We start from the raw sequence: 19,333 nt of genomic DNA, 5'->3' as shown, positions 1-19,333 counted from the left end.
GCTTACTGCGAGCGATCCGAAGTCCAGCCCTTGTACTCGGCAACGTTGTCCCTGGTCACGAGCTTGGAAGGCAGGAGCTCGACGGTCGAGGCCGGTTTCTGACCGTTGAGAATGCCGACACCGACCTGCACGGCCCGCCGCGCCATGAAGAACGGATCCTGGGAAGCCGAGGCTTGGACCTGCGGCGACTGCGGATCCTTCAGCGCCGCCTCGATGTCGGGTGCGCCGTCGACCGCCGTGATGACGATGCCCGTGCGGTTCTGCTGGCGCGCCGCAAGGTCGGTGCCGATCGCCTGCGGGTCGTTGATGGCGAAGATGGCGTCGATCTTGGGAAAGCGGGTCAGATAACCCTGTGCGACGGTGAGACCGCCCTCGCGCGAGCCCTTGCCGTCCTGATCGCTGGACAACACCTTGATTCCAGGATTCTTCGAAAACACGTTCTTGCACCCGACGACACGGTCGATCACCGCGGAGACCTGCGGCCCGTTCTCGATGATGACGTCGCCCTTGCCCCCCAATTTGTCGACGATGTACTGGCAGGAGATCTCGCCCGCCTGCACGTTGTTCGTCGTTACTGTGGCATCGGCGCCTTCGGCCGCGGTGTCGACAGCGACGACGACGATGCCCGCGCCTTGTGCCTTCTTGATCGCCGGCCCGATCGCCTTGGGATCGCCGGGGTTCAGCAGGATCAGGTCGACGCCTGCGGCGATGAAATTGTCGATCTGGGTGACCTGCTTGCCGAGATCGTATTCGAAGCCGACCGTCGTGATCTTCACGTTGGGATTGGTTTTCTTCGCCTCGAACTCGGCGCCCTTCGACAGCGCGACGAAGAACGGGTTGCCCATCGATCCCAGCGAGACGCCGATCGACTTGAGGTCCTTGGCGAAGGATGGCGCGGTGGTGAGCGCAAGCACCGTCGCGGCGCCGGCGAGCATGATCGTCTTCAACATGGACCTCCTCCCTGGTCTGTCTTCGTCCCCGGCGCGGCAGACCAGTTGCCGCAGCGGAATTCGCATCGAGCGGGCGCGCGCCGGCGGCTCAGGTCCTGGCCGACCCCTGCAGCCGGTAACGATCCAGCGCCACGGCACCGATGATCACCAGGCCCTTGATCACATATTGCCAGATGTCGGAGACGCCGATGAGGATGAGGCCGTTGGACAGGACAGCGATGATCAGCGCGCCGACCAGCGTGCCCCAGATCGAGCCGATTCCGCCGACGAACGAGGTGCCGCCGAGGATCACGGCAGTGATCGCATCGAGCTCGTAGGACTGACCGAGCTGCAAGCCGTTGGCCGCATAAAGCCGTGCCGCCTGCATGGCGCCGCCGAGCCCGGCGAAAAGGCCCGAGACACCATAGACGAATATCAGCACGGCCCAGACCTTGATGCCGGCAAGCCGCGCCGCGCTTTCATTGCCGCCCACTGCATAGATGTGCACGCCGAGCACGGTCCGGCGCAGCACCAGCCACGAGACGAGGATGACGAGCAAGGCGATCACCGAGAGCCAGGGGATCGACGCCACGCCGGGGATGAGCGTCAGCGAGCCGTTGCCGATGAAGGCGTAGGGAATGGATGGATTGAACACGGTGGTGTCGGCTCCGAGCAATCGCGCCAGGCCGCGCACCGCCGTGAGAGAGCCGAGCGTGACGATGAAAGGCGGCAGGCGAAGGAGCGCAATCAACGCGCCGTTGACGACGCCAAAGCAAAGGCCCGTGAGCAGCGCGGCCGGCAGCCACAGCATTCCGAGTTCCGGCAGCTTGGAGAGCGTCAATCCGGCCATTGCGGAAGCCGCCAGGATCGAGCCGACCGAGAGATCGATGCCGCCGGTGAGGATGACGAAGGTCATGCCCGCGGCGAGCACGGTGTTCACGGCGGCCTGCTGCAGCACGATACCGAGATTTTGTCCGGTGAAGAAGCGGCCCTCGGACAACAGGTGAAAGCCGATGCAGAGAATCAACAGCACGGGCAGCATGCCGAGCGCGCTGATCAGCACCCTCACCTGCTGACGCCTTGTCTCTGCGGCGGCGCCGTTGGTCGTCGTCGGAGCGGGCCGGGCCTCGGAAGCGGCATTGTCAGGCATCGAGATGCTCCATCCCCGTGGCAAGCCCCATGATGTCTTCCTGCGCCAGCGGCGAATGCGAGCCGCGGCTGACCTCGCCGGCGATGTGCCCGGACCGCATGACGATGACGCGGTCGCAGATGCCGATGATCTCGGGCAGATCGGACGAGATCACGAGGATCGCGGTGCCGGCCTTGGCGAGGTTGTCGATGATCGAATAGATCTCGGACTTGGCGCCGACGTCGACGCCCCGCGTCGGCTCGTCGAGGATCAAGACCTTCGGCGCAATGGCCAGAAGCCGCGAAAGCAGCACCTTCTGCTGGTTGCCGCCGGACAGCCCACCGGCGGAGACGCCGACATTGGCGGCGCGGATGCTGAGCCCCGCAAAGGCCCTGTCGGCGCGCTCGCGCGCCTTGTCACGATCCAGGAACCAGCCGAGCTTCGCATCACGCCCGAGCACGGCGAGATTGATGTTGTCCAGACACGACATGTCGAGAAACAGGCCGAGCGCCTTCCTGTCTTCCGTCAGATAGGCGATGCCGGCCTCGAGCGCCTCGCCCGGCGTGCGGATCTCGACCGGACGTCCCTCCAGCTCGAGCCGTCCGGAGGTTTTCGGTGACGCACCGATGATGAGATGCGCAAGCTCGGTGCGACCGGCGCCGATCAGGCCGGCGAGGCCGACCACCTCACCCGCATGCACGGTGAGCGAGCAGCCCTTGACGCGCCCGCCATCGGCCATGTCGATCGCTGCGAGCACGGGATGTCCCCGCCTCGCCTCCGGATCGTGATCCTTCTTGTAGAACGAGGAAACGTCGCGTCCAACCATCAGCCGAACGATGCTGTCGGCGCGGATCTCGGGCTTGTCGAGCGAGCCGACCAGCCGACCGTCGCGCAGCACGGTGACGCGGTCGCCGAGCGCGTAGACCTCGTCCATGCGATGCGAGATGTAGATGATGGCGAGCCCCTCGGCACGAAGCTGGCGGATCAGCGCGAACAGCCGCTCGCTCTCGGCAGCCGACAACGAGGTGGTCGGCTCATCCATGATCAGGATTTTCGACCTCGCGTGCAGCGCGCGCGCGATCTCGACGAGTTGCCTCTGGCCCATCGAGAGATGCGCCACCAGCGTCGATGGCAGGAAATCTGCGCCCAGCCGCTTCAAGATGGGGCCTACGCCCTCGCGCATGGCGCCACGCGCCAGCAAGCCTGCACGCGACATCTCCCGGCCCAGATAGATGTTCTCGGCCACAGTGAGATTGGGAGCCAGCGATAGCTCCTGATAGATGATGGAGATGCCCGCCGCACGGCCTCCGAGCGGACCTTCGATCCGGACCGGCCTTCCTTCGATGCGGATCTCGCCGCCGGGATCAGGGCGGTAGGCGCCGGACAGGATCTTCATCAGCGTCGACTTGCCGGCGCCGTTCTCACCCATCAGGGCGTGAATTTCGCCGGCATAGACGGTGAGATCGACGGAATGCAGCGCCTTGATGCCGAAGAAGGTCTTCGAGACCCCACGCATCTCGAGGATCGGATCGTTCATCGTGCCTCCCGGCGCACAATGCGTTTCCCACCCGCGTCTCGTTAGCGCGGTTTGATCATTAAACAAAAGCGAGTGACGCAGGGCAATACCGAAGGCGAGTATACCGAAGTATGCAAACCAGATGGGGCCAGCTAGTGGCGCGGCCGATACAGTTCGCGCCAGGCGGGAAGCCGTTCGGCGTAGGCATCGACCAGTGCAGCGTTGGGCTCGAACGTTTCGATGCGCTGCGGACGCGTGCACACGGCGGCGATTGCCTCACCCGTGACAGCAAGCCGCCCCAATCTCGCCGCACCGAACGCCGCGCCGGTCTCACCTCCGGCAAAGCGATGAACCGGAACATTCAGCACGTTCGCCAGCACCGAAAGCCAGTACGGCGATCGTGAGCCGCCGCCAATGACATCGGCTTCCGCAAGCGCGATGCCGGCATCCGCGAGCGCATCGCGGCAATCGGCAAGCGCGAAGGCAACGCCTTCGAGCACCGCCTGCACGATTGCCCCGCGGTCGGTGCCGTGGCTCAGGCCATCCAGCATGCCGCGCACCACGGGGTCGTCGTGCGGCGTCCGCTCGCCTGCGAGATAAGGCAGGAAGCTCACCGGCGACGGCGCCCGCGGGCGCGCTCCAAGCGGCGCCAGCAGCTCGGCCTCGGTGACGCCGAACAAGCGCGCGGCCCAGGCGACGCAGGAGGCGGCGGAGAGGATCGCGCCGGCCTGAATCCACATGCCGGGAATGGCGTGGCAGAACGTGTGCACGACGCGATCGGGATTGGCGGCAATCCTGTCACTGGGCGCCATAAGGGCACCCGAGGTTCCCAGCGATACGAACGCGGTTCCCGGTCGTATCGCGCCGATGCCGATGGCACCAGCCGGATTGTCGCCGGCGCCGCCCGCGATCACGGGCTGTCCAGTCATACCCCAGCGCCGCGCGAGCTCACCGCGCAGCCTCGCCGCGGGCACACATCCTTCAACCAGGCGCGGCATGTGCTCGCGCGACAGTCCGGTCGCGGCCAGGCTTGCGTCCGACCAATCCCGGCGCGCGACGTCGAGCCATAGCGATCCCGACGCATCCGAGACGTCTTCGATGGCCTCGCCGCTCAGCACCAGGCGCAGATAGGCCTTTGGAAGCAGAACGAGTCTGGTCGCCGCAAAGATATCCGGCTCGTGCGTCGCGACCCAGAGCAGCTTCGGCGCGGTGAATCCCGGCATCGCCTTGTTGCCCGTCGTCGCACGCAAGGCGGGCCAGCGTTGCTCCAGGATACGACACTCGGCGGCGGAGCGTCCGTCGTTCCAGAGGATGCAGGGCCGCAGCGGCCTCGAACTCGCGTCGAGCAGTATCGCGCCATGCATTTGGCCGGACAGCCCGATCCCATTGACCGCCGCCAGCGCGCTGGCATGCGAGGCCTTCAGAGCATCCAGCGTGGCGAAGGCCGCATCGATCCATTCCGCGGGGTCCTGCTCGTAATAGCCCGGTTGTGGCGAGGCGGTCGCGAGCGGCCGGCTCTCGCTTGCAATCACCCGCTGGGCATCGTCGACGAGAACGGTCTTGACTGCCGAGGTGCCGAGATCGATGCCGAGATACATGGATGCTTCCCGCTCACTTGGCCGCGTCGATCCAGATCCCCGGCTCCGAATGCTCGCGGATGTGGCTGACCAGGAAGTCCGAGAAGACCCTGATCTTGGCCGGCAGCCTGACGCGGTTTTGATAGGCGATGTTCATGGTGAGCAACGGCAGCTGCCAGTCCCTCAGGACCGGCACCAGCCGGCCGGCCGCGATATCGCTCTGCACGATGTAGAGCGGCTGGATCAGGATGCCGAGCCCCGCGCGCGCCGCACCACAGATGATCTGGCCGTCATTGCTGTCGAGCGTCGGCGCGATCCGAATGGTCTGCGTCGTGCTGCCCTGGCTGAGCCGCAGCGAATAGGGATCGTTGGCGAGATTGTAGATCAGCATGTTGTGGCGGGCGAGATCGGCCGGATGCTCCGGCCGGCCATGCTTCTCCAGATAGGCCGGCGACGCCGCGAGCACGCGGTGCATCTGGCCGATGCGGCGGACGACGATGTTTGAATCCGGCTCGTGCTCGCGCGTGCGGATCGCGACGTCGATGCCGGCCTCGATGAAGTCCAGATAGCGGTTTGCGCTGATGATCTGCACGCTGAGATCAGGATAGAGCGCGCGGAAGGCAGGCAGCATCGGCGCGAGGTAGATCATCGCGAAGGACAGCGAAGACGTCACGCGCAGCATGCCCTTCGGCGACAGCGCACGGTCGGAAACCGCGTCCTCGGCCTCGGCCAGCTCGTTCAGGAGCGTGCTGCACCGCTGCAGCAGTTCCTGTCCCGCTTCGGTCAGCCATTGCCGGCGCGTATTGCGCTCGATCAGCCGTACCGCAAGCCGCTCCTCGAGCGCACTGAGATGACGGCTCGCGGCCGCGTTCGACATCCGCAGGATTTCGGCAGCTTTGGAAAGGCTGCCGAGCTCAGCGGTTTTGGCGAAGACCTCGAGTTGAAGCAGCCGGTCCATTTTTGCGAAATAAGGAAAAGAGACTTACAAATTTTGACCTTTATTTCCGATTTCTGCAAGGCAAAATGGCGGCAACAAAGCAAATTGCAGGCGAGGAAATCAGGAAATGTCGGGCCCGATCAGGCACATCGTGATGTGGCGACTGCGCGGGGAGACGCCCGCGGAGCGCTCGGCCGCCCGGCTCAAGGTCAAGACCCTGTTCGAGGGCCTCAAGGGCCGGATCGACGGCCTCACCCATATCGAAGTCGGCATGGACGTCAGCGCTGTCGACTACGCCTGCGACGTGGTTCTGCTTTCCGAATTCACGGATCAGGCGGCGCTTGCCGCCTATGCCAACCATCCGGAACATCTGCGCGTGCGCGAGGCGTTGGGCGACTTGCGGATCGGACGCTTCCAAGTCGATTATCCCATCAAAGAGACCGGCGCATGATCGGTTCGTTCACCTTTGAAGACCTGCCCTGCCGCGTCGTGTTCGGCAGCGGAACGCTGGCTTCCGCCAAGGTTGAGGTCGAGCGGTTCGGCGGCAAACGCGCGCTGGTGCTGACGACGCCGCAGCAGGAGGCGCAAGGAAAGAGCTTGGGCGCCGCGCTCGGCCCGCTCTATGCCGGCCTGTTTTCCGGCGCGACCATGCACACGCCGGTCGAGGTCACGGAACGGGCGCTCGCCGCGCTGAAGGCGTGCGAGGCGGATTGCGTCGTCTCGCTCGGCGGCGGATCGACCACGGGCCTCGGCAAGGCGCTGGCCTTGCGCACCGGCGTCAACCAGCTCTGCATCCCGACCACCTATGCCGGCTCCGAGATGACGCCGATCGTCGGCCAGACCGTGAACGGCCTGAAGACCACGGTGCGCGATGCGGCGATCCTGCCGGAGACTGTGATCTACGATGTCGATCTGACGCTGACGCTGCCGGCGAGCTTGGCTGCGACATCGGGCATCAACGCCATCGCCCATGCGGTGGAAGCGCTCTACGCGCGCGACGCCAATCCCGTGACCTCGCTGATGGCGGAAGAAGGCATCCGCGCGCTGGCTCGCGCCCTGCCCGCGATTGCCACCAGAAGCGACGACCGCGAGGCCCGCACCGAGGCGCTCTATGGCGCATGGCTGTGCGGCGTGTGCCTCGGCACCGTCGGCATGGCGTTGCATCACAAGCTCTGCCACACGCTCGGCGGCACCTTCGATCTGCCGCACGCCGAAACCCACACCATCGTGCTGCCGCATGCGCTGGCCTACAACGCACCGGCGGTGCCCGACGCGATGACGCGCATTTCGCGCGCGATCGGCGCTGCCGATGCATCGCAGGGGCTTTTCGAACTCGCGAAGCGGCTGGGTGCGAGGGTCGCTCTGCGCGATATCGGCATGCCCGAAAGCGGCATCGACGAGGCGGCCGACCTCGCCGTCACCAATGCCTACTGGAATCCGCGACCGCTCGAGCGAAACGCCATCCGTGACCTGATTACACGCGCCTGGGCCGGCGAGCCGCCTTGCGCCATCAAAGCTGCGGCTTGAAGCGATGCGGCGCACACTGATCAAATCAGCCACCGTCATCAGCATGGATGACGCGGTCGGCGATCTTTCGAGCGGCGATGTGCTGGTCGAAGGCAGCCGGATCGTCGACGTGCGCCCATCGATCGAGCTCGGCAGCGGTGCCGCCGAGACCGAAACTGTCGACGGCGCCGGGCGCATCCTCATCCCCGGCCTGATCAACGCGCACATGCACACCTGGCAGACGGGCCTGCGCGGCTATGCCGCGAACTGGACGCTGCTCGAATATTTCCGCCGCATGCATGCCGGGCTCGCGACCGTGTTCCGGCCGGAAGACATCCATATCGCGACGCTGGTCGGCGCGCTGAACCAGATCAATCACGGCGTCACCACGCTGGTGGACTGGTGCCACAACAATCCGACGCCTGATCACACCGACGCCGCCGTGCGCGGCCTGATCGAGAGTGGCATTCGCGCCGCGTTCTTCCACGGCTCGCCGAAGCCCGAGCCGAAGCCGGGTGAGCCGCATTTCTCGGAAGTGCCGCATCCGCGCCGCGAGGTCGAGCGGCTGCTCGCAGGTCCCCTCGCCGACCGCGACGGCCTCGTCACGCTCGGGCTCGCCATTCTCGGCCCGCATTACTCGACGCTCGACGTCGCCATGCACGATTTCCGCCTGGCGCTAGAGCTCGATCTGATCGCATCGATGCATCAGGGCGGCGGTCCGGCCAAGACGCCCGGCGCTTGGGAGAAGCTGATCGAGGCCGGCCTCGTCGGCGTGGGCGTCAACGTCGTCCATGGCAACGATCTGCCTGACGATCTCCTTGACCGGATGGTCGATCTCGGCGTGTCCTTCTCGGTGACGCCTGAGAACGAGATGATCCAGGGCCATGGCTTTCCGATCACCGGACGTCTCCTCAAGCGCGGCGTGCGACCGACTGTCGGCGTCGATCTCGAATCCGTGCTGGCGGGCGATCTGTTCTCCGCCGCCCGCGTCGCGCTCTCGATGCAGCGGGCGCTCGACAATGCGGAGTCGCGCAAGACCAGCGGCGCCATTCCGGCGACGACCACGATTCCCGTACGCGAGGCGTTGCGCTGGATCACGACGGAAGGTGCCCGCATGCTCGGCCGCGAGAGGCAGATCGGCTCGCTGACGCCGGGCAAGCTCGCCGACCTCGTCATCATCAACGCCTCCGATCTCAATCTTGTCCCGGCGCATGACCCCGTCGCCACCGTCGTGATGCAGGCGAGCCTCGCCAACATCGAGGCCGTGATGATCGGCGGCGCCTGGAAGAAACGGAACAGCCGGTTGCTGGCCGAGGGGCTGGAGACGAAGAAGGAGCTGCTGGCGCAATCCGGCCGGCGGCTGGTGCGAGACATCGAACGACAGGGACGCGCTGCCTGACGGCGCCAATGGACAAGAACAATGACTGACGTTTCCAGGAATGTTGCTTTCATCGGGATCGGCAAGATGGGTCTGCCGATGTCGGCGCTCGTTATCAAGGCCGGGTATGCCGTGACCGCTTTCGATCAGAGTGCCGCACGGCTCGACGAGGCACGCGCACTCGGCGTTTCGGTTGCCGCTTCGCCGGTCGTCGCCGTGAGCGGCAAGCCGGCGGTCATCACGTCCCTGCCCGACGACGCTGCCCTGCGCGGTGCGCTGCTCGGCCCGACCGGCATCATCGCCGCGATGACGCCAAGTTCTGTCCTCATCGAGACCAGCACCGTAAGCGTCGAGGCCTCGACCGAAGTTGCGGCCGCAGCGCAGGCGCGCGGCATTTCCTATCTCCGTTCGCCGGTCTCCGGCAATGCCAGCATCGTGCACACGGGCGCGCTGACCTGCTTCGTCTCGGGACCGAAGGACGCCTTCGAAAGCGCCATGCCGCTGTTCGGAGCCTTCACCCGTGCTCAGACCTATCTCGGCCCCGCCGAGGAAGCGCGGTACGCAAAACTCTCGGTCAATCTGATGATCGCGGTGTCGGCGGCGATGATGGCGGAGAGCCTGGCGCTGGCGCGCAAGGGCGGCATCGCCTGGCAGGACATCCTGAATGTGCTCGACGACAGCGCGATTGCCTCGCCGATGGTGAAGTACAAAACCGCGCCGCTGCGGACCCGCGATTTCGAGTCCACCTTCTCCTGCAAGCAGATGGCCAAGGATCTAGACCTCATCCTCGGCGCCGGCCATGCCGTCGGCGTGCCGCTTCAGCTCGCGGCGCAGGTGCGCGAGACCTATGGCGCACTGGTCGCGCAGGGCGACGGCGACACCGACTTTATTGCGACCGTCAGGCATCTCGAGCGGCTGTCCGGCCTCAGCGAACCAAAACTCTGATCGCGGAGATACACATGCGTAACTTCAACGAGAGCACGATCACGGACGCGGTGCTGGAGCGAATCGCGGGCGCGACCGATCCACGCATCAAGCAGGTGAGCGAAGCACTGGTGCGGCACTTGCACGCCTTCGTCCGCGAGGTGCGGCCGACCCAAAAGGAGTGGGAGTACGGCATCGACTTCCTGACCCGCACCGGGCACATGTGCAACGACAAGCGCCAGGAGTTCATCCTGCTGTCGGACACGCTTGGCGTCTCCATGCTGGTCGATGCCATCAACCATCCGGTGCCGGAGGGCGCCACCGAGACCACGGTGCTCGGCCCGTTCTTCGTTCAGGCGGCCCCGGAAAAAGACAGCGGCGCGGATATCTCCGGTCCCATGGAAGGCGATCCCATGCTGGTCACCGGCTCGGTCTCGACCGTGGACGGAAAGCCGCTCGCGGGCGCCGTGGTCGACGTCTGGCATTCGGACGATGACGGCTATTACGACGTGCAGCAGCTCGACAAGATCGGTGATCTCGCGATGCGCGCCCGCTTCCACACCGACGCCAACGGCCGCTTCCATTTCTGGTCGATCAAGCCTGCCGCCTACCCCATTCCGCATGACGGCCCGGTCGGCGAGATGCTGGAGGTGCAGGCCCGCCATCCCTGGCGCCCGGCCCATGTGCACTTCATGATCTCAGCGCCCGGTTTCGAGCAGCTCGTGACACACGTGTTCGTTGCCGGCGACCAGTATCTCGACAGCGACGTGGTGTTCGGCGTCAAGGACAGCCTGATCCGGGAGTTCGTCCGTCATCCCGCCGGCCGTGCGCCGGATGGTCGCATGGTGGAGCACGAGTATTTTCATCTCAACTACGATTTCGGCCTAAAGCAGGTCGCGAACAACGCGAGAGCCGCTTAGGCTGGGCTGCGGACCAACAAGAGTCCGACAGCAGGGAGCAGACGGGAGCTTAAGGATGGGACCGCGGGTCAGCACGGGCATATTGGCCGAGCGCCTCGCCGGCATGATCGGCCCGCGCGCGAGCGTCGCGCGCGGCGTGCTCGATCAGCACGGGCAGAGCGAATCGCACTATCAGAGCCTGCCGCCCGACATCGTCGTCTTCCCCGAGACGACGCAGGAAGTCGCCAAGATCGTCAAGCTGTGCGCCGACGCGGGCATGCCGATTGTCCCGTTCGGCGCCGGCACCTCGCTCGAAGGCAATGCGGCCTCGGTGGCGGGCGGCGTCTGCTTCGACTTCGCGCGCATGAACAAGTTGCTCGCAGTGCACGACAGTGACATGGACGTCGTGGTGCAGCCCGGCATCACCCGCAAGCAACTGAATGCCGAGCTGCGCAATACTGGCCTGTTCTTCCCGATCGATCCCGGCGCGGACGCCTCGATCGGCGGCATGACCTCGACGCGCGCCTCCGGCACCATGGCAGTGCGCTACGGCACCATGAAGGACAACGTCATGGCGCTGGAGGTGGTGCTGGCGGACGGCCGCGTGATCCGCACCGCCCGGCGCGCGCGGAAATCGGCGGCCGGCTACGACCTGACACGCATGTTCGTCGGCGCGGAAGGCACGCTCGGCGTCATCACCGAGATCACGCTGAAGGTGCACCCCGTGCCGCAGGCGATCTCGGCCGCGGTGTGCAGCTTCGACACGCTGCACGATGCGGTGGACACCGCGATCTCCGTGATCCAGTCCGCGATCCCCGTGGCCCGCATCGAGCTGCTCGACGACGTCATGATGCGCGGCATCAACACCTACGCCAAGCTCGGCTATCGCGAGGCGCCGACCCTGTTCTTCGAATTCCACGGCTCTGAAAGCTCGGTTGCCGAACAGGCCGAGGCGGCGCAAGCGATCGCGGCCGATCATGGCGGCCACGGCTTTGCCTGGGCAAAGGCTCCAGAGGACCGCAGCCGGCTCTGGCACGCCCGCGACAACACGCTCTATGCCGGCCTCGGCCTGCGACCCGGCGCACGCGCGGTGATCACCGATGTCTGCGTGCCGATCTCCCGCCTGGCGGAATGCCTGACCGAGACGCGGCGCGACGCTGACGAGCACGGCTTTACCGCGCCGATCGTCGGCCATGTCGGCGACGGCAATTTCCACATGCTGATCCTGATTGACCCGGCAAAGCCGGAGGAGGCCGAAGGCGCCAAGGCGCTGCAGGCACGCATGGTCGCCCGCGCCCTCGCCATGGACGGCACCTGCACCGGCGAGCACGGCATCGGGCTCGGCAAGATCGGCTATCTTTCCGACGAGCTCGGCGAAGCCGTCGACGTGATGTGGCAGATCAAGACCGCGCTTGACCCTGATGGACTGATGAATCCCGGAAAGATCTTTGCCAGCGGAGCCAGGATATGAGCGACGCTCTTCCGATCGAGGTCACCTCGCCGACGCCGCTGCTCGAGCTGCGGGGCATCAGCAAGGAGTTCCCGGGCGTCAAGGCGCTGGATGACGTGTCCTTTGCCGTCTACCCGGGCGAAGTCCATATGCTGCTGGGTGAGAACGGCGCCGGCAAGTCGAGCCTGATGAAGGTGCTGTGCGGCGCCTACCGCGCCGACGCCGGCGAATTCTATTACAAGGGCGAGACGGTCGCGATCGATTCCACCGCGGACGCGCAGAAGCTCGGCATTGCCGTGATCTTCCAGGAATTCTCGCTGGTCCCTCATCTCGACATCGCCCAGAACATCTTCCTGGGACGCGAGCCGAAGGGCCGCATCCCCGGTACCATCGACCGCCGCAAGATCCTGGCTGATGCGAGGCGCGTGCTCGGCACGATCGGCTTCGATATCGATCCCTCCACCACCGTCGACAAGCTCGGCGTGGCACAGCAGCAGATGGTCGAGATCGCGAAGGCGATCAGCCAGAACGCCCGCATCCTGGTCATGGACGAGCCCACCGCGGCGCTGTCCGACCGCGAGACCGAGCTCTTGTTCGCGCTGATCGCGCGGCTGAAGGCCGACGGCGTGTCCATCGTCTACATCTCGCACCGCATGGCCGAGGTGTTCGCGCTCGGCGATCGCATCACCGTGCTGCGCGACGGCCGCCGCATCGACGGCGTTCGTCCCGCTGACGTCACGCCGGACCAACTCGTGCGCATGATGGTCGGCCGCAACATCGACATGACCTATCCGCGCCATTTTGCCGACAAGCCCGGCGACCTCCTGCTCGAGGTCAAGGGTCTGACGGCGCCGACCGGCATCTCGGACATCAACATCGAGGTGCGCCGGGGCGAGATCGTCGGGCTGTGCGGCCTAGTCGGCTCCGGTCGCAGCGAGGTCGCGCGCGCCATCTTCGGCGCCGATCCCGTCACGTCAGGCGAGATCATCTTCGACGGCAAGAGCATTTCCGGCGAGCCGGACCTCGCCGCCCGCCGCGGCATCGCGTTGATCCCGGAGAGTCGCAAGAGCGAGGGCCTCGCGCTGCTCCGGTCTGTGAGCGACAATCTCGTGGTATCGGCGCTGCGAAAGCTGTTCCCGAGCGGCTTGTTCGATCAGCGCAGCGCGCAGCGCACCGCCGACGGGCTGATCCGGCAGCTCCGCATTGCAACCCCGAGCGCGCGCCAGATCGTTGGCCTGCTCTCGGGCGGCAACCAGCAGAAGGTCGTGATCGGCAAGTGGCTGGCGGCCGGCTCAAAGCTGTTCATTTTCGACGAGCCGACGCGAGGCATCGACATCGGCGCCAAGTCCGAGATCTTTGCGCTGATCGACCGCCTCGTCGCGGACGGCGCGGCGGCCCTGATGATCTCGTCCGAGCAGGTCGAGATCTGCCATGTCTGCGACCGCGCCTATGTGATGCGCGAGGGACGCATCGCCGGGCACCTGACACGCAGCGAACTGACGGAGGAGAACATCGTGCGATTGGGGATGCATCATGCGTGAGGCCGCTGTCGTCGCTCAGCCCAATCCGCTGCAACGCATTCCCGGCGTCGCCATGGTCCTGGTGCTGCTGATCGCGCTGTTCAGCGTGATCGCGCCCGGCTTCCTGTCGGTCGCCAACCTCTCCAACGTGCTGGTGCAGTCGACCATCCTGACCATGCTCGCACTGCCGATGACGCTGATCATCATGACAGAGGGGCTGGACCTGTCCATGGGCGCGGTGCTGACTCTGACCTCGCTCTGCGTCGCCATCGTGTCGCTCGCGACCAAGTCGATGCTGCTGGGCCTTGGCGCCGGCCTGCTTGTCGGCACGGCCTTCGGCCTCGCCAATGGCTGGCTGGTCGCGATCGTCGGCATTCCGCCCTTCGTCGCGACGCTGGGCACGCTCGGCATGGCGCAGGGACTGTCGCTGATCGTCAGCGACGGCCAGAGCGTGGTCGGCATTCCCCACAGCGTGCGCGACATCTATTCGGCGACGCTTCTCGGCATCCCCGTTCCGATCGTGATGGCGCTCGTGACCTACGCGATCTTCCACGTGCTGCTCTATCATACAAGGTTCGGCACCTACATCTTCGCCCTCGGCGGCAACCGCGAGGCGCTGCGCTACGCCGGCCTGTCGCCGAACAAGCTGCTGATCGCGGTCTATGCGATCGGCGGCGCCATGGCCGGCATCGCCGGCCTTTTGATGACCGCGCGGATGAACTCCGGCCACCCCACCGCCGGTCTTGGCCTCGAATTCGATGCCATCGCCGCGGTCGCCGTCGGCGGCACCTCGTTCGAGCGCGGCAATGGCTGGCTGCTCGGCACGCTGCTCGGCGTCCTCTCGGTCGGCGTGCTGCGCAACGGGCTGAACCTGATCTCGCTGCCGTCCTCTGTGCAGGTCGCAAGTGTCGGCGTGCTCGTCATCGTTGCCCTGTTCCTCGACGGCCTCAGGAGCCGCGCATGACCGACATCACGAAGGACGCCATCGCGCCGCCCCGCTCGTTCCTCTCGCAGGATGCGATCCAGGTGTTTTATCGCCTGCTCGCGGCGCTCCTGATCTGCGCGGTGCTCGCCGTGCTCAGCGATTCGTTCCTGAGCCTCGGCAATATCCTCAACGTGCTCAGGCAGGCGAGCCTGACCTTCTTCATCGCCTCCGGCCTTACGCTGGTGGTGCTGACCGCCGGCCTCGATCTGTCCGTCGGCGCCAATGTCGCACTGTCCGCCTGTATCGCAGGGACCGTGATCCACACGACCGGTTCGCCGGCGCTCGGTATCCTCACCGGCCTTGCCTGCGGCGGCATCGTCGGTCTGCTCAACGGCATCATGGTCACTGCGCTGCGCATCCCCTCCTTCATCGCCACCTACGGCATGCTCTGGGTGCTGAACGGCCTCACCTACTGGTACATGGCGGGCGAGACCCTGCACGGCTTCCCCACGGGCTTCCGCCAGATCGGCAGCGGCTATCTGTTCGGCCTTCCGATCCCGGTCTATCTGCTGCTGGTCTTCCTCGGGATCGGGATGCTGTTCGCGCAGCGCACGATCTGGGGCCAGGAGATCTACGCGATTGGCGCCAATCCGGTCGCAGCACGGCTGTCAGGTATTCCCGTCGCGCGTCGCCTGCTGCTGGTCTACGCGGTATCAGGCACCATGGCCGGGCTCGCCTCGATCATCTTCCTGTCGCGGCTCAACTCGGCCGAGGCCGACATCGGCGAAAGCCTGACGCTGCCGGCGATCGCGGCCGTGCTGATCGGCGGCACCTCGTTGTTCGGAGGCGTCGGCACCGTGTTCGGGACCTTCATCGGCGCACTGATCCTGACCCTGGTGCTGAACGGCATGAACCTGCTCTCGGTCAGCGCCAACTGGCAGCCGCTCGTCACCGGCGTCATCGTCATTCTCGCGGTCTGGCTCGACATGAAGACCCGCCGCCGCGCGCAATGAGTTCTTGAAGTTCCAACAAGCAAAACGAGGGATGGAGGCAACATGAAACAGAAGCTTGGCTATCTGGCGCTACCGCTGCTGATGGCGGCCGCGTTCACAACGCACGCACGCGCCGACGGCGAGACCATCGCCGTCTTCACCAAGAACCAGACCAATCCGTTCTTCCAGACGGTTCGGGTCGGCGCCGACAACATGGCGAAGACGCTGAACGCGAAGACGCTTCAATACATCCCGACCAAGCCCGACTCGATCCCCGAGCAGCTCAGCCAGATCGAGGACGTCGTGGTGAAGAAGCCGAGCGCGATCGTCTTCACGCCGGTCGACTACAAGGCGATGGTGCCCGGCGTCGAGAAGATCAACGAGGCCAAGATCCCGGTCGTCAACATTACCGACCGCTCGGCCGGCGGCAAGTTCCTGTCCTTCGTCGGCGCCGACGATTACAGCCTCGGGCTGGAGACCGCGCGCTTCCTGCTGAAGACGCTCGGCGGCAAGGGCAACATCGTCATCATCGAAGGCGTCAAGGGCTCGCTGACCAATGTCGACCGCGTCCGCGGCTTCAACGACGCGCTGAAGGAGGCCCCTGGCGCCAAGCTGCTGGCCTCGCAGCCCGGCAACTACCAGCGGCTCCAGGCGCTTCAGGTCATGGAAAACCTGATGCAGTCGAACCCGCAGATCGACGGCGTGCTCGCCGCCAACGACGCCATGGCGGTCGGCGCAATCGAGGCGCTCGACGGCGCCAACCGCAAGGCGCAGGTGATCGGCATCAACGGCACCAAGGAGGCGATCGACGCGATCAAATCCGGCAAGCTGCTGGCGAGCGGCGACTACAACGGTTTTGCGCAAGGCTGCCTCGGCACCATGATGGCGATCCGATCCTTGCGCAATCAGCCTGTCATCAGCGAGATCGTGCTGAAGCCGACCGTGATCACCAAGGACAACTACCAGCCGTTCGACGTCCCGCTGGAGCAGCGGACCTGCCCGACCTTCGAGGACGCCGGGAAGCTCAGCGCGAAGTAAACTGACGACCACAACGAACCCGGACGGCCGCGCCTGCGGCCGTCCCAACACCTGAAGCAAGACACGGAGACACCATGCTGTTCGCCATTCACGCTCTCGATCGCGCCGGGGCGCTGCCGACGCGGCTTGCCAATTACGACGCCCACAAGGCCTTCCTGAGCGACACCTCGCGCTTCGGCGTCAAGATCGTGATGTCGGGGCCACTGGTGTCCGACGACGGCCAGACCATGATCGGCAGCCTGTTCCTGATCGAGGCGCCCGGCCGCAAAGAGGTCGAAGCCTTCAACCATGCAGATCCCTTTGCCGCGGCCGGCATCTGGGACAAGGTCACGATCACCGGCTTCCTGCGCCGGCAGGGTTGACGTCCGCCACAACAAAAGTGCGAAAATAACCCCATGCACAGTAGAGCGGGGCTTGTCTTTGCTTACGAATTTCCGATGCACCGCGCGGCTTCGGATCCGAGGCCAATGCCGACCCAGATCGGCTGTGGATTTTGACTCGTCGGGCAAAACAGGGGCATAATGCCATCATTACCCGACGTCACTCCGTCCTCCGTCCAGGCACCCGCTCAAGCGTCGGCGCGAGTGCGCGACGCAGATTGACGTCAGGTGCTTCAGCTGCTCATGGCCGGTGCAGCCTCTTCGAGATGGCAGGCCACCCATTGCTCGGCTCCCGCCGCACGCAGCGCCGGCTCCTCGGTCCGGCAGCGGTCGAAGACGAACGGGCAACGGGTGTGGAAGCGGCATCCGTTCGGCGGGTTGATCGGGCTCGGCACGTCGCCCTTGAGGATGATCGGATTGCGCTGGGCTCCGGGCTCCGGCAGCGGGACCGCCGAGAGCAGTGCCTTGGTATAGGGATGCCTTGGCGCGGCAAAGATCTCGCGGCGCGGCGCCACCTCGACGATCTTGCCGAGATACATGACCGCAACGCGATGAGTCATGTGCTCGACGATCGCGAGATCGTGGCTGATGAACAGCAGCGCGAGGCCGAACTCGCTCTGGAGATCCTGCAGCAGATTGACGATCTGCGCCTTGACTGAAACGTCGAGCGCGGAGACCGCCTCGTCGCACACGATCAGCTCGGGTTCTGCCGCGAGTGCGCGCGCAATGCCGATGCGCTGACGCTGGCCGCCGGAGAATTCGTGCGGCCTGCGATTCAGCGCCTCGCGCGGCAGGCGCACGGTGTCCATCAGCGATGTGACGCGAACCTCGAGATCCTCCGCGGACTTGGCGAGTCCGAAATTGCGGATCGGCTCGGCCAGGATGTCGCGCACGCGCATGCGCGGATTGAGGCTCGAGAACGGATCCTGGAACACGACCTGCACGCGCCGGCGCATCTGGCGCATCGTGCTCGGCGCAGCGTCGTCGATCCTCTGGCCGTCGAGGATGACCTGACCCGAGGTGATCTCGAACAGCCGCAGGATGGCACGGCCCACGGTCGACTTGCCGCAGCCGGACTCCCCGACCAGCGACAGCGTCTCGCCCCGCGCGATCTCGAACGACACGCCGTCGACCGCATAGACGAATTCGGACTTGCGCCCGAACAGGCCGGTCTTGACCGGAAAGTGCTTCTTGAGGTCGTTGACCTGGAGCAGCGGAGGACTCATGCCGCGATGGCTCCTTTGGCGGCGTAATGACAGGCGGCGACGTGGCGGGGGCCCTTCTCCTCCAGCCCCGGCGCATATTGGCGGCAGAGATCGGTCGCGAGCGCACAGCGGCCGGCAAAGACGCAGCCGGTGATCGGCTTGCGGAGATCCGGCACCTGCCCGGGAATCTCGGCGAGCCGTCTTGCCGTGCCCGTCAGCGAGGAGCCGAGCCGCGGCACCGCGCCAAGCAAACCCTGCGTATAGGGATGACGCGGCGAACGGAACAGCTCGGCCACCGGCGCCTCCTCGACCTTGCGGCCGGCATACATCACCATGACGCGCTCGGCGATCTCGGCGACGACGCCGAGGTCGTGGGTGATGAGGATGATCGCAGCGCCGACCCGGCGCTTCAGATCGAGCATCAGTTTCAGGATCTGGGCCTGGATCGTGACGTCGAGCGCGGTGGTCGGCTCGTCCGCGATCAGAAGCTTCGGATTGCAGGCCAGCGCAACCGCGATCATGACGCGCTGGCGCATGCCGCCGGAGAGCTGATGCGGATACTCGCGCACGCGGCGCTTCGGCTCGGGAATGCCGACCAGCGTCAGCATCTCGATCGCATGCGCCTCGGCCGCCTGCTTGTCGAGGCCCTGATGGATCATCAAGGTTTCGCGGATCTGGCGGCCGACGGTCAGGACCGGATTGAGGCTGGTCATCGGCTCCTGGAAGATCATCGAGATGTCGTTGCCGCGGATCGCGCGCATCTCGCGATCGGACAGCTTCAGCAGGTTCCTGCCCGCAAAGCGGATGCTGCCTGCGATCCTGCCCGGCGGCTCCGGGATCAGTCGCATCAAGGACATCGAGGTCACCGACTTGCCGCAGCCGGACTCGCCGACGATGGCGAGCGTCTCGCCCTCGTTGACATGAAAGGACACTCCGTCGACCGCGCGATTGATGCCGCTGGGGGTGCGGAAATGGGTCTGGAGGTTCTCGACTTCGAGCAAAGCCATCGCGATCAGCCTCGATCCATC

General features: G+C 65.6%; 18 protein-coding genes. 11 read left to right on the top strand and 7 right to left on the bottom strand.

Annotation, left to right across the window (positions count from 1 at the left end; genetic code table 11):
- Positions 1-2 precede the first annotated feature (2 nt).
- The 5 genes from ABIG06_RS25930 to ABIG06_RS25910 form a co-directional block, all read right to left on the bottom strand.
- On the bottom strand, positions 3-950 hold the full coding sequence (locus ABIG06_RS25930) for an ABC transporter substrate-binding protein (protein WP_370139110.1): 948 nt from the start codon (positions 948-950) through the stop codon (positions 3-5).
- Positions 951-1,038: 88 nt separating this feature from the next.
- Positions 1,039-2,079, bottom strand: a complete 1,041-nt coding sequence (locus ABIG06_RS25925) for an ABC transporter permease subunit (RefSeq protein ID WP_370139109.1) — start codon at positions 2,077-2,079, stop codon at positions 1,039-1,041.
- A complete protein-coding gene (locus ABIG06_RS25920; protein ID WP_370139108.1) occupies positions 2,072-3,595 on the bottom strand; it encodes a sugar ABC transporter ATP-binding protein in 1,524 nt (507 codons plus the stop codon). Before ABIG06_RS25920 ends, ABIG06_RS25925 begins: the two co-directional genes overlap by 8 nt.
- Before the next feature lie 131 nt (positions 3,596-3,726).
- Complete coding sequence (gene xylB / locus ABIG06_RS25915; RefSeq protein ID WP_370139107.1) at positions 3,727-5,172, bottom strand: xylulokinase; 1,446 nt, start codon at positions 5,170-5,172, stop codon at positions 3,727-3,729.
- Positions 5,173-5,185: 13 nt separating this feature from the next.
- On the bottom strand, positions 5,186-6,109 hold the full coding sequence (locus tag ABIG06_RS25910; protein ID WP_370139106.1) for a LysR family transcriptional regulator: 924 nt from the start codon (positions 6,107-6,109) through the stop codon (positions 5,186-5,188).
- Positions 6,110-6,215: 106 nt separating this feature from the next.
- Between ABIG06_RS25910 and ABIG06_RS25905 the strand changes: the two genes are divergently transcribed.
- The 11 genes from ABIG06_RS25905 to ABIG06_RS25855 all read left to right on the top strand — a co-directional run bounded on the left by ABIG06_RS25905 (position 6,216) and on the right by ABIG06_RS25855 (position 17,082).
- Positions 6,216-6,539: a Dabb family protein gene (locus ABIG06_RS25905; protein WP_124158426.1), complete on the top strand. Its 324-nt coding sequence runs from the start codon at positions 6,216-6,218 to the stop codon at positions 6,537-6,539.
- On the top strand, positions 6,536-7,615 hold the full coding sequence (locus ABIG06_RS25900; protein ID WP_370139105.1) for a maleylacetate reductase: 1,080 nt from the start codon (positions 6,536-6,538) through the stop codon (positions 7,613-7,615). Before ABIG06_RS25905 ends, ABIG06_RS25900 begins: the two co-directional genes overlap by 4 nt.
- A 4-nt stretch (positions 7,616-7,619) precedes the next feature.
- A complete protein-coding gene (locus ABIG06_RS25895) occupies positions 7,620-8,993 on the top strand; it encodes an amidohydrolase family protein (RefSeq protein ID WP_370139104.1) in 1,374 nt (457 codons plus the stop codon).
- Positions 8,994-9,014: 21 nt separating this feature from the next.
- Complete coding sequence (locus tag ABIG06_RS25890; protein ID WP_370139103.1) at positions 9,015-9,917, top strand: NAD(P)-dependent oxidoreductase; 903 nt, start codon at positions 9,015-9,017, stop codon at positions 9,915-9,917.
- A 14-nt stretch (positions 9,918-9,931) separates the two neighbouring features.
- Positions 9,932-10,816 carry an intradiol ring-cleavage dioxygenase gene (locus ABIG06_RS25885; protein ID WP_370139102.1) on the top strand — a complete coding sequence of 295 codons (885 nt, stop codon included), beginning with the start codon at positions 9,932-9,934 and terminating at the stop codon, positions 10,814-10,816.
- A gap of 55 nt (positions 10,817-10,871) precedes the next feature.
- A complete protein-coding gene (locus tag ABIG06_RS25880) occupies positions 10,872-12,266 on the top strand; it encodes an FAD-linked oxidase C-terminal domain-containing protein (RefSeq protein ID WP_370139101.1) in 1,395 nt (464 codons plus the stop codon).
- Positions 12,263-13,786 carry a sugar ABC transporter ATP-binding protein gene (locus ABIG06_RS25875; RefSeq protein WP_370139100.1) on the top strand — a complete coding sequence of 508 codons (1,524 nt, stop codon included), beginning with the start codon at positions 12,263-12,265 and terminating at the stop codon, positions 13,784-13,786. The genes ABIG06_RS25880 and ABIG06_RS25875 overlap by 4 nt, the downstream gene beginning before the upstream one ends.
- Complete coding sequence (locus ABIG06_RS25870; RefSeq protein WP_370139099.1) at positions 13,779-14,729, top strand: ABC transporter permease; 951 nt, start codon at positions 13,779-13,781, stop codon at positions 14,727-14,729. The genes ABIG06_RS25875 and ABIG06_RS25870 overlap by 8 nt, the downstream gene beginning before the upstream one ends.
- Entirely contained in the window at positions 14,726-15,703 is a 978-nt protein-coding gene (locus ABIG06_RS25865) for an ABC transporter permease (RefSeq protein ID WP_370139098.1), read from the top strand. The genes ABIG06_RS25870 and ABIG06_RS25865 overlap by 4 nt, the downstream gene beginning before the upstream one ends.
- 42 nt (positions 15,704-15,745) lie before the next feature.
- Positions 15,746-16,720 carry a sugar ABC transporter substrate-binding protein gene (locus ABIG06_RS25860; RefSeq protein ID WP_370139097.1) on the top strand — a complete coding sequence of 325 codons (975 nt, stop codon included), beginning with the start codon at positions 15,746-15,748 and terminating at the stop codon, positions 16,718-16,720.
- 74 nt (positions 16,721-16,794) lie between these two features.
- Entirely contained in the window at positions 16,795-17,082 is a 288-nt protein-coding gene (locus ABIG06_RS25855) for a YciI family protein (RefSeq protein ID WP_370139096.1), read from the top strand.
- Positions 17,083-17,333: 251 nt separating this feature from the next.
- Here ABIG06_RS25855 and ABIG06_RS25850 read toward each other — a convergent pair whose 3' ends face one another.
- On the bottom strand, positions 17,334-18,326 hold the full coding sequence (locus ABIG06_RS25850; protein ID WP_370139095.1) for an ABC transporter ATP-binding protein: 993 nt from the start codon (positions 18,324-18,326) through the stop codon (positions 17,334-17,336).
- Positions 18,323-19,312: an ABC transporter ATP-binding protein gene (locus ABIG06_RS25845; protein WP_370139094.1), complete on the bottom strand. Its 990-nt coding sequence runs from the start codon at positions 19,310-19,312 to the stop codon at positions 18,323-18,325. The genes ABIG06_RS25850 and ABIG06_RS25845 overlap by 4 nt, the downstream gene beginning before the upstream one ends.
- Positions 19,313-19,333: the final 21 nt, after the last annotated feature.

Origin of the sequence: Bradyrhizobium sp. USDA 326 (assembly GCF_049739485.1) — a bacterium.
Classification (GTDB): domain Bacteria; phylum Pseudomonadota; class Alphaproteobacteria; order Rhizobiales; family Xanthobacteraceae; genus Bradyrhizobium.
Note: the sequence above shows the minus strand (reverse complement) of the source record. Positions and strands in the feature narration are given on the sequence as shown.